Source organism: Hydrogenimonas thermophila, from assembly GCF_900115615.1.
Classification (GTDB): domain Bacteria; phylum Campylobacterota; class Campylobacteria; order Campylobacterales; family Hydrogenimonadaceae; genus Hydrogenimonas; species Hydrogenimonas thermophila.
In genome coordinates this window covers 1-11,459 of record NZ_FOXB01000052.1, presented here as the reverse complement: position 1 = coordinate 11,459, position 11,459 = coordinate 1, and the positions used below count along the sequence as shown (strand labels likewise).

The following is an 11,459-nucleotide window of genomic DNA, read 5'->3' as shown; positions in this document are numbered from 1 at the left end:
CCTCTCTCATAATACAAGCAACATGACTTTTCTTTGCAATATCTATGCCAACATAGTACATAAAACATAACTCCTTCTTGATTGCTTGATATTTGGGTTGTGCTCACAGCCTCCTAACTCTATAGAACGGTAGAACATAAGCTCTCCAATAGCGTTTCATAGGTGAGTTAGCTAGCCCAAATTAGATAGGCTTTGTTGGGTCATCTTCTGACAAGGACAAACAGATCTTTAATTTGTGCCATTGACTGTGAATTGCAAAAAGCAGCTAACACAACTGTCTTTATGCTAACACAACTTTTATAACTTTTTCATCCTCTTTTGAGTGATGAGAAGTTATAAATGTATTATAGGAGGAACTAAAATTGAATATAGAATATAAATTAAATCCAAAACTTACAGCTAGTGAATTTATTGACATACTAAATCGTTCAACTTTAGGTGAAAGAAGACCTGTTGATGACATAGAGTGTATTGATGGTATGTTAAAAAATGCCGATATAACAATAGTAGCAATATATAATAAAAAAATTATCGGAGTTGCAAGATCAGTAACAGATTATAATTACTGTTGTTATTTATCTGATTTAGCAGTAGATAAAAAATATCAAAAACATGGTATTGGTAAAAAACTTATAGATATGACACAGAAACAACTTAATAAAAAATGTAAAATTATTTTATTATCTGCGCCAAATGCAACAGAGTATTACCCAAAAATTGGATTTACACAACATGCATCAGCTTGGACTCTTGCAAGAGATAAAAAACTGACATAAATTAAGGTGCACAATAAATTATTAGAGAGAAATATTTGACCCTGCGGCTCAAATATTTCTCAACTCAGTCGTTATGTATAAAACTGATACTTTAGTAACTAATGTATTTGAATATTAAGGGAGTTAAGTTTGAAAATCAATAAAGATGGAATTAATATTAATGATTACGATTTATACATAACTAGACTTTGTAGTTCTTGTAATAATCCATATAAAATCATTGATACAGATATTAATAGCAATTATTTTTATCCTCCCTATGATTATATTAAAGGGTGTAGTGAATATTGTTTGCATTGTTGGTTGCTTCCAGATGATGAACCATCTAAGATCGTTGTAGAAAATGAGCAAGATATTGACTTAATATTTCCAGAAAATCATCAACATTGGTATAACACTGATAATTATGAAAAGATAGATTTAGGAGACTTGCAGACTGCATATAAAGATTATATAGAAGATGGTTTTCAAATAGCAATACTACCAATTTCAAGATTGGCGACGAATAGAAGTATTTTTCTTCCTGAAGGAATAATGATTTATCCTGAAGGTAGATTAAATTTATCAAAACATAAATTAATAAGCATAGAAGTTTCTAAATTAAGAGAAAAACATCCAGCAGAACTTTCAATTTCAGAATTGTCATCTTTACAATCTCAGCTTACTGGTATATCAATAGAAACTTTAAATCAATATGCACTTATTGTCATACCAATAAAATTATCATGGGATAATATATTTAATTATAGCCATGAAAAACATTTAGAGCTAATATCTAATTTATCGGAAACAATAACTCAAAAGTATCTCAATTTTTTTATATATAAATATTGTAAAATTTCATATATTTCTAATGATAACCTTCCTTCTTCTCCTAGCCAAACTTTTGTTAACAATATGTCAGCTGTACTTTTTGTTAATTTTAATAACAATGAATCCAAATTAATTTCTGGTGCTGTTTTTAACGCTCAAGCAACAAAAGGGTTAGGACTTGCTTTATCACAGCCAGAGTGGAATATATTCCCAAAAAATGGAGAAGTTGGTAAATTAGTTAATCATGCTATGATTTTATATGCACAAATCATAAAAACAGAATCTGCAACTTCTAAATTTGTTCAAATTTTAAGTTTGTTAGAATTTCTAGCCTATCCTACAGAATATAAAAAATTTCAAGATGTTAAAAAAGTTATTGCAAGATACATAGTACAAGATACAAACTCTACTGAATATCAAGACATACTAAAAAGATTCGAAGAACTAACTAGTAAAATAGATTCCCAAACTGGCAAACAAATAGGCTTAAGAACACGTATAGTTCATATTGGTGATCGTTTAGAAAATTTATTACCTAATACAAACGAGAGAAAACAGCTATTTGAAGAATTAAATTGGTATGTTAGATCTGTAATAGATCATATGATTCATTATTCAGATTTATCTTTTGAAGATTATCTTGATAAAAGAAAAGAGTTAATAAATACATAACAAATCAGAGGAGCCAATAAATTACCTTGCGTGCAATTTATTGACTCACTTTAAATGTTATATTGATTTGTAGCGTTATACGAGGAAGTAAAATTGGATATATTTGAAGATTTAAATATTGAAGAAGAAAAGCTACATCCAAAGTATAAATTAGTTCGAGATAATTTAAAATTTACAGGAGAACAAGAAATTTTAAAAGATTGGATTGAGGGATTTGAAGATAGAGACAATAAAATTGTAAAAGAATTTCAAACGACTTTTCATTCAGCTTTTTGGGAATTTTATTTATTTGCTATTTTTAAAAAATTAAATTTTGAAATAGACTTTAGCAAAGATAGACCTGATTTTATCATAGAATCTCCAAACAAATTATATATTGAAGCTGTCGTATCAAACATAAAACAAAAGGGAAAACAAGAAATAGAAAGAACCCTTGGTGATACTCTAAGTATGTTAGAACCTCCTTTTTTACAAAAGAACTTTTATAAAGAATTAGATGAATCAATTGTTAGACATTCAAATGCTATTTTATCAAAAAGTAAAAAATACTTAAACGAGTATTCTAAATTAAATTATATAGATAATACTACACCTTATATCATTGCATTAAGTGCTTATGACCAAATAAATTATGGAAATCAATATATTTATCCAATTATGGCATTGTTATATGGAGCATATTATGATGTAGAAACTGATAGTTATATAAAAAAAGAATTTATATTAAAACCTGATAGCCAAGCAGAAATACCTATAGGTTTATTTCGTAATAATGAGATGGAACATATATCCGCGATTATTTTTTCAGCTACAGTTACATTAGGAAAATTAACTTCTTTATCTTTATCTCAAAATAAATCTCCTTTAAAAACTAACTTTGTAATAACTATAAGACATGATATTGATAAACCTCATTGGCAACTTCAAGTTATAGATGAAGATAACCCTGAAGAGTTGGTTGATGGATTATTTATTTTTCATAATCCATTTGCAAAAAATAAACTAGATATGAGTGTGTTTAAAAATAAAGGTATTATGCAAATAACAGCAGATGAGAAAGGTTATGTTTTTAAAAATGATAGATTACCACTGTTTTCTAGATTAAATAATTTTTTAAGAAATAATTTGATTATTAACAGTTTAGCTTTTAAAGCATTTAATACATTCAATATAAAAGATTATTATAGGGTGTCTTTTTATGAAATTTTAGAAATTGATTTAGAAATTGAACCAAAAGAAATGACTATTTTAGATGTAGATAATGATTCATTATATTTTAACTTGCCATATATTGTTGATTTAGAAGAAAAAGATATTTCCCTAATACAACGATTTAATTTAAAAGAAAAAGATATTATTGTTGCTATTATATATGCAAAATTAGACAACCAAGGAAATACTAGTCAATGGTTTATTCATTCAATACTATAAAAAATGTACAACAAAACCTATTACCAAACAGATGAACCTGTCGATAAAGTAAAACGTTAGGAGATAAAGTTGTATACCGAAAGATTAACATTCTTTATTGATATTCTTGGATTTAAAGAAATCATTGAAAAAACAGAAACAGATTCAAGTTTAATTGAATCATTATTTAATGTTTTAATATCTGTAACATCAGAAAATTTAAAACTTGGTGTTACTGGAAATATAAATCACGAAATAATTCCTGAAGAAGAAAAAGAAAAAGCCTTAGCGATAATGAAAGAATTTTCAGAAAGTATAATTAAACAATTAGATATTAAAGCTACTCAATTTTCTGATTGTTTGGTATTCTCTGTACCTGTTGAAAATGAAATGGCATGTTTTTCTATATTTGAAGCAATTGCAAAATTAATGACTAAATTACATGCAGAATATAACTTACTTCTGAGAGGTGGGGTTTCTATAGGAAAAATCTGTCATGAGGAAGGTGGTCCATTATTTGGTCCAGCTTTAGTTGAGGCATATGAAATTGAATCTAAACAAGCAGTTTATCCACGAGTATTATTAAGCAAAGATGTTGCAAAGGGTGTATTAAGAACACAAATGCATAAGTTTATGCTTTCATTATTTGAAAAAGAAGAAGATGATTTATATATCAGCTTGGCTACTGCATATTATTATTTAATTCATGAGAGTACTGTATTTAATAAAGAGCAATTAAGAAAAAATTTCTTTCTTTCAAAAAAAGCTATTTATGAGCAAATAGATTTAGTCAAAGTGGAGAAAGTAAAAAAGAAGTACCAATGGCTATATTTAAAGATGGAAAAAATGGAAAGTAAAATCTCAACAAGGTGAAGCAAAATTTTGGTTGGAGTCTCAAATTTAACTAGCAAAAAATCATTGAAGAATATTATGACGATTTTATCAAAGCTTGGGAGGTGCATTTTGGAAGCTGAAGTGACTAATGTTTCAACTCATGGGCTATGGGTATTAGTTGGAGATAAAGAGTTTTTTTTGCCCTATGAACAATTTCCTTGGTTTAAAGATAAAACAATCAACGATATAACAAAAGTTGAAATTTTTGGAGAAGATCATCTTTATTGGGAAAATTTAGATATGGATTTAAGTTTAGAGATAATAGAACATCCTGAAAGGTTTCCACTGCAAGCACGCATATAACAAATCATTGGAGAGAAATATTTGACTCTGTGGCTCAAATATTTCTCAACTCAACCGTTATAAAAAGAATTTTTTCAAAAAAACTTATTCAAGTCTTGACAAAATGAATATTTCTGAATACAATTTAGGCAATAATATTACAAGGAGTTGCTTTTATGAAAACTGTAACAATGAGAGTTGATGATTCTATTTATCAAATAATAAAAACAGCTGCTGATGGAGAGAGGAGAAATATTTCCAATTTTATTGAGTATGCAACACTTCAATATTTAACTTCATCTCAATATGTAAGTGATAATGAGATGAATGAAATATTAAATGATAAAGAATTAGTTAAAAATTTGGAAATTGGTTTAGAGGAAGCAAAAAACGGAGATTATGTCATTGTATGATTTTAAAATAGCAGAAACAAAAAATTTTCAAAAGATTAAAAAGCAAATTGACAAAAAAATATATGATAAAATTGTCAATATTGTATATCCTCAATTAAAAGCAAATCCATATTTTGGAACAAATATAAAAAAGCTTAAAGGAAAATTTGAAGGATATTATAGATATAGGCTTGGAAATTATAGGCTTTTTTATCTTATTAAAGATGGAAAAGTATTGATTGTAGTAACAGATTTTAGACATAGACAAAACTCATATGACTAAAATTTTATAACAAATCATTGGAGAGAAACATTTGACCATGCGGCTCAAATGTTTCTCAACTCAGTCGTTACAAAACTTTTAACATCTAAACTTTAATACGTTATATTGTATCTGTAACAATCCACAAAAGGATACAATAATTTTACAACTGTTTAATTTTATTGATCTGATCTCTAAGTCTTGCCGCCTCTTCAAATTCAAGTTTTTTAGCCGCTTCGTGCATCTTTTTAGTTAACTCTTTTACCAATTTTTGACGTTCGCTTGCTGGCATGCGCTCTACTTTGCTTTTTTTCTCGTATAAAATACCTTGATCTTCAACTTTTAGGTTTTCATCGAGCCGTCTTCCTACAGATTTAGGTGTTATGCCATGCTCTTTATTGAAAAGCATCTGTCTCTCTCGGCGGTGTTTTGTGATCTCAATTGCTCTTTTCATTGAGTCTGTCATATTTTTAGCATACATTATGACACGACCGTTTAGATTTCTTGCAGCTCGTCCCATAGTCTGAATAAGTGCAGTTTCACTGCGTAAAAATCCCTCTTTGTCTGCATCCAGTATTGCTACAAGACTTACTTCTGGAAGGTCTAGCCCCTCTCTTAGCAAGTTGATTCCTACCAATACGTCAAACTCTCCAAGTCTCAAACTTCTTATGATCTGGTTGCGTTCTATAGCATCAATATCGCTATGCATATATTTTACTTTAAGCCCTAAGTCATTGTAGTAGGTAGTCAGCTCTTCAGCCATCTTTTTGGTAAGGACTGTAACAAGTACCCGTTCATTACGCTCTACTACCTTTTTGATTTGATCATATAGATGCTCTACCTGGTATTCACTATCTACAATCTCAACCTCAGGGTCAAGCAGTCCTGTTGGACGAATAATCTGTTCAGCTACAACAGAACTTAACTCAATCTCCAATTCACCTGGAGTAGCAGATACAAAAAGATAGTGGGGAGCTTTGTTTATGAACTCTTCAAATTTAAGTGGTCTGTTATCAAGAGCAGACGGAAGCCTAAAACCATACTCAACCAATACCTCTTTTCTACTTCTGTCACCTGCATACATTCCTCTAAATTGTGGAAGACTGACGTGTGACTCATCTACAATTATCAGATAAGGCTTACCCTTAATCTCAAAATAGTCAAGTAGAGAGTAGGGTGTTTCTCCAGGCTTTTTATCTGTAAGATGACGTGCATAATTTTCTATTCCCTTGCACATACCTGTAGTTTCAAGCATCTCAAGGTCAAACTCTGTACGCTGTTTAAGACGTTGATACTCTAGTAATTTATCCTCTTTTTTATAGTATGCAAGTCGTTCAGCCAACTCCTCTTCAATACTCTTAATAGCCTGTTGCAGTTTGTCCGCACCAACAATAAAGTTACTTGCAGAGTAGATGGTAGTTGATTTTAGATCAGCTATTTTTTTGTTGGTAAGTGGATCAAATGTATAAATAGATTCAATCTCATCTCCAAAAAATTCTACACGTAGAGCCTCTTCTTCACTGTAGGCAGGGTAAATGTCAACTACATCACCATTTAAACGAAAATCTCCTCTATCAAAGAAGTTGTCATTGCGTTTGTAACCCATCTCTACAAGGCGTAGTAACAAAGTTCGCTGGTCGATTTCATCGCCAACTTCTAGCTTTTGAACCATCTTTTTATACTCAATCGGGTTACCCAATCCATAGTTTGCTGAAACTGAAGCAACTACTATGACATCATCGTAAGTTAGCAGACTTGCTGTGGCACTTAGCCTTAATCTCTCCAACTCTTCATTAACAGAACTATCTTTCTCAATAAAAAGATCTTGTCTTGGAATGTAGGCTTCTGGTTGATAGTAATCATAGTAGCTTATAAAGTATTCAACGTGATTGTTTGGAAAGAAGCCTTTAAATTCGCTATACAGCTGTGCGGCAAGAGTTTTGTTATGCGTCATAATAAGTGTAGGCATCTGCAGCTTTTGAATAATCTGCGCCATTGTAAAGGTCTTTCCGCTACCTGTTACACCAAGAAGTGTTTGGTAACGATTTCCCGCTTCTATTGAGTTGGTTAAGAGTTTAATAGCCTGTGGTTGATCACCTGACGGCTTAAAGTCACTTTTGAGTTCAAAAAGCAAGTTGTTCCTTTTGAGAGTTTTATGTTTTGTTATTATTTTTAAGTGGTGGTTTATTTTTATTAAATATGTTAATTATATCGATTCTATTTTTTGGTAAATTAACTCTATAAACTATAGTATAACCTTTGTAAATCATATCTCTAATATTTTTGTTATTAAAATATTTTGATTTTCTGTATTTAAATGGAAAGTTTGGTAGGTTATCTATTAGTTGATCGAGTTCATTTTTAAAGTTTTCACTTGCACTGATTTTATCTTTTGCAATATATTCTAAAATTTTAAAAAGATTATTTGTATATCTTCTTGAACGATTAATTTTCATATTTAGATTTTAATTCTGCAAAAAAATTATCCATCTCTTTTTCATATTGTTTTTGAGATAATAACTCTATTTTACCACTATCGATATCTTTAACATCTTGTTGAAGTTGTTTTTGTCTTTCATAAAAATATGGATCATATTCTAAATTTTTATCTTTTTGAATGTGGATTTTATCTTTGTAATGTTCAACAATAGCTAAAAAGTCTTCTAAAAAACCATCTTCAATATTTATAGTCAGAGTTTGCATAACCTTCTCCTCTGCATCTTACATTTTTAATAATTATAACAAAATCAAAGTGAAAAATAGATTTGAGTTTAAAAAGCAAGTTTTCTACTTTATTTAGAGTATTTATATAAAATCATAAGAAAAATCAGTAAATATTATATTATCTTTACTAAGCAAGTTTTGTTACTATTACAGAACTTAAAAGAGTACAAATACAAGTAACATATTTTTGTACTCAGTTGTTATGTAAAAGGAAATACTGATTTGAAAGCCGACAACGAAATAGTTTTATTTTATAAACAGCCAATCTATAAAATATTAACAAAAACTCTCACCTTCAAATCATATTTGGCATTTATACTACTTATACTTATTGTTTCTTTTCTTGAATGTCAAAAAAATGATACATATAACTATGTAAGTACTTTTGCTAGTATCTTTATAATAACTATTACATGGATATTGTTTCAAATTTTTATTTATATCAATTTCATACCAGCATTTATAAGTCTAAAAAAATATAGGCAATTAACTATCAGTGATGATTATATAAAAATAAATAATACGAAATATAAAATTTCAGAACTAAAATTTCAGAAAGATAGTCATAGTTTATATAGACACCCTTTAAGTTGGACATATCTATTAATACAAGACACAAAAGACAATATAGTAGGGAAGTTTATTTTTGAAATTAATAATTATAAATTTTTTGGAATATCTTGTGATATAATCTTAGCTGTGTTAAATCAAAAAGAGAAGAATATTGATCAAGACTATCATAAATTTATATACAATTCAAATATTAATGAATATTTAGAATCTAAAAATAATAAAAATAGTTTAAAAAAAGCTTTATTTATTATTATAATACCACTTCTTTTGATTTTAAGCATATTAATTATTTTTAAATTTAGATAACAAAACAATAAATAATATAATAAAAGTAAAATTAAATGCAAAAGTTACTAAAAGATGTATTTGGTTTTGATAGTTTCAGACCGATTCAAAAAGAGGCTATTAATAGAATTTTAAAAAGAGAAGATGTTCTGGTAGTCCTGCCGACAGGTGGCGGGAAATCTTTGATCTATCAATTGCCAAGCCTTATGATGGATGGTACAACCATTGTAATCTCTCCACTTATTGCACTAATGCAAGATCAAGTTACTTCACTTAGATTAAATGGCATAAATGCCCAGATGTTAAGCTCTTCGCAAACAAATGAACAAAACAGTTTAGTTTTAAACTCTCTTTTAAATGGAGAGTTGAAATTTTTATATGTCGCTCCTGAAAGATTTAATGATTTTTTTATAGCAACTTTACAAAGAGTTAAAATAAACTTCATTGTCATAGATGAAGCTCACTGTGTCAGTGAGTGGGGACATGAGTTTAGAGATGACTACAGAAGATTAAAATATTTAAAAGAGTGGTTTAGAGGTGTAAACATTGCCGCTTTTACTGCAACTGCTACAAAAGAGACTGAAAATGACATTTTAGAGACTTTGAAAATTGACAAAAGAGCACTGCTTAGAGTTCCTACAAAAAGGGATAATCTAATAATCAGATGTCAAAAAAGAGTAGGAGATGCAAAAGATCAGATAGTTTCATTTTTAAATATTCACAAAGATGAGTGTGGCATCATCTACTGTTTTACGAGAAAAGAGACGGAAAAGTTATCTGAATATCTAAATAGTAAAGGTTTTAATAGTGCATCTTATCACGCGGGGCTTACACCTGATGTAAGAGATGAAATTTTTGATGATTTTAAAAATGAAAGAGTAAAGATCATAGTTGCTACCATAGCATTTGGAATGGGTATAGATAAAAGCAATATAAGATTTGTTTTACATACAAGCTTACCAAAAACGATAGAGAGTTATTTTCAAGAGATTGGAAGGGCAGGTAGAGATGATTTAAAGAGCGATACTTTGCTTCTCTACTCAAAATCAGATGAGATAAGCAAACGAACACTCATAGATGATTTGCCTGAAACTAAGTATAAAGAGAATATGTATAAAAAGCTTGAATCTATGTATAGGTTTGCAGTCTCTTCAAAGTGTAGGCACAAGATGATAGCTGAATATTTTGGAGATGAAGTAGAGACTTGTGAAAGCAGATGCGATAACTGTATAGATGAAGATAGAGAGTTAATAGACATAACCATAGAGTCGCAGAAATTTTTATCTGCAATATTAAGAGCTGGTGAAAAGTTTGGTTTTACCTATATTGTAGATGTTTTGAGAGGATCAAATAGAAAAAAGATTTTAGAGCTTGGTCATAATAAACTTTCTGTTTATGGAATTGGTGCAGATCTGTCAAAGAAGCAGTGGGGTGTTGTTTTCGATAAGCTTTTAGACATAGAGGCAATAGTTCAAGATGAGTTTAAAGTATTGAAAATTACAAATATAGGCAAACAGATCTTAAAAAAAGAGTTAAGCGTAACAATATTAAAAGATGATTTTGAAGAGAAAAAGAGTTTTGAAGGGTATGATAGCAGCGAGACAAAAGATGAGAATTTTGAAAAATTTAGAGAGCTTAGAAATCTTTTGGCAAAAGTTGATGGTGTTCCAGCCTACATAATCTTTAGTGATAAAACTCTACTTGAAATATCAAAAAAATTACCTCAAATAGAAGATGAGTTTTTAAAAATTTCAGGTGTTGGGGCTGTAAAGTTTGAAAAATATGGAAAAGAGTTTTTAGAGCTTAGCAAAGAGATTAAAAGCAGTATGCCAAAAGAGTTAAGTGCTACTTATATGCAGACTTTAAAGCTTATAGATGAAAAAAGAGGTATTGAAGATATTGCCGTCATAAGGGAGTTAAGAATTCAAACTATTTTAGGTCATGTTAATAAACTTTTTGAAAACGGTTACATAGATGAAGCAAAAAAAGAGGAGTTGCTTGAGCCTTTGAGAAAAAATTTTCCAAAAGATTTTAAAGATTGGATTGAAAAGAGAATGGAAAAGAACAGTTTAGATGAGATTATTGAAAATATTCATTTTTATAGATGGCTTTATGGTTGATCTTTAGTCATAATAATAAACAGCAATATTAAATTCAAGTTCAGCTTCTGGATGAAATGAAAATGTCATTTATGAGTTTAATCTTTGAGATATTTTTCTAAAAACTTCATCTCCATCAATCAAAGTAACATTACCTGATTGAATCTCATTTTTTCTATGATTTAGGGAGTGTTAGAAATTTTGTGTCAATCCGATAGAATAACATATTCTAAAGGAAAGACACATGAAAGAGACATTTGATTTAAATGAAGCACTT

At 29.2% G+C, this 11,459-nt stretch carries 12 protein-coding genes; 9 read left to right on the top strand and 3 right to left on the bottom strand.

The genetic code is table 11. From position 1 onward, the window contains the following. Positions 1-362: 362 nt before the first annotated feature. From BM227_RS11420 to BM227_RS11390, 7 genes are all read left to right on the top strand, one after another. Positions 363-776, top strand: coding sequence for a GNAT family N-acetyltransferase (locus BM227_RS11420; RefSeq protein WP_092914014.1), 414 nt, complete (start codon positions 363-365; stop codon positions 774-776). A gap of 129 nt (positions 777-905) precedes the next feature. Beyond that, positions 906-2,261, top strand: a complete 1,356-nt coding sequence (locus tag BM227_RS11415; protein WP_092914012.1) for a hypothetical protein — start codon at positions 906-908, stop codon at positions 2,259-2,261. A gap of 93 nt (positions 2,262-2,354) precedes the next feature. Further along, positions 2,355-3,692 (top strand): hypothetical protein, encoded by a 1,338-nt coding sequence (locus BM227_RS11410; protein ID WP_092914011.1) that lies wholly within the window; start codon positions 2,355-2,357, stop codon positions 3,690-3,692. Positions 3,693-3,761: 69 nt separating this feature from the next. Then, entirely contained in the window at positions 3,762-4,544 is a 783-nt protein-coding gene (locus BM227_RS11405) for a hypothetical protein (RefSeq protein WP_092914009.1), read from the top strand. Positions 4,545-4,553: 9 nt separating this feature from the next. Next, a complete protein-coding gene (locus BM227_RS11400; RefSeq protein WP_245757063.1) occupies positions 4,554-4,868 on the top strand; it encodes a DUF2442 domain-containing protein in 315 nt (104 codons plus the stop codon). Positions 4,869-5,023: 155 nt separating this feature from the next. Continuing rightward, on the top strand, positions 5,024-5,260 hold the full coding sequence (locus tag BM227_RS11395; RefSeq protein WP_092914005.1) for a CopG family transcriptional regulator: 237 nt from the start codon (positions 5,024-5,026) through the stop codon (positions 5,258-5,260). Then, entirely contained in the window at positions 5,247-5,522 is a 276-nt protein-coding gene (locus BM227_RS11390) for a type II toxin-antitoxin system RelE family toxin (protein ID WP_092914003.1), read from the top strand. The genes BM227_RS11395 and BM227_RS11390 overlap by 14 nt, the downstream gene beginning before the upstream one ends. A gap of 142 nt (positions 5,523-5,664) precedes the next feature. On the opposite strand, the gene uvrB is transcribed toward BM227_RS11390, so the two are convergent. Genes uvrB through BM227_RS11375 form a run of 3 tightly spaced genes read right to left on the bottom strand, consistent with a single transcriptional unit; the run spans position 5,665 to position 8,204 of the window. Further along, the gene (gene uvrB, locus BM227_RS11385; RefSeq protein ID WP_092914001.1) at positions 5,665-7,635 is read right to left on the bottom strand and encodes an excinuclease ABC subunit UvrB; all 1,971 of its coding nucleotides are present in this window, start codon (positions 7,633-7,635) and stop codon (positions 5,665-5,667) included. A 19-nt stretch (positions 7,636-7,654) separates the two neighbouring features. Further along, complete coding sequence (locus tag BM227_RS11380) at positions 7,655-7,957, bottom strand: type II toxin-antitoxin system RelE/ParE family toxin (protein ID WP_092913999.1); 303 nt, start codon at positions 7,955-7,957, stop codon at positions 7,655-7,657. Further along, on the bottom strand, positions 7,947-8,204 hold the full coding sequence (locus BM227_RS11375) for a hypothetical protein (protein ID WP_092913997.1): 258 nt from the start codon (positions 8,202-8,204) through the stop codon (positions 7,947-7,949). Before BM227_RS11375 ends, BM227_RS11380 begins: the two co-directional genes overlap by 11 nt. Positions 8,205-8,447: 243 nt before the next feature. Between BM227_RS11375 and BM227_RS11370 the strand changes: the two genes are divergently transcribed. Both BM227_RS11370 and recQ read left to right on the top strand, forming a co-directional pair. Continuing rightward, the gene (locus BM227_RS11370; protein ID WP_092913995.1) at positions 8,448-9,104 is read left to right on the top strand and encodes a hypothetical protein; all 657 of its coding nucleotides are present in this window, start codon (positions 8,448-8,450) and stop codon (positions 9,102-9,104) included. Positions 9,105-9,139: 35 nt separating this feature from the next. Beyond that, entirely contained in the window at positions 9,140-11,203 is a 2,064-nt protein-coding gene (recQ, locus tag BM227_RS11365) for a DNA helicase RecQ (protein WP_092913993.1), read from the top strand. Positions 11,204-11,459: the final 256 nt, after the last annotated feature.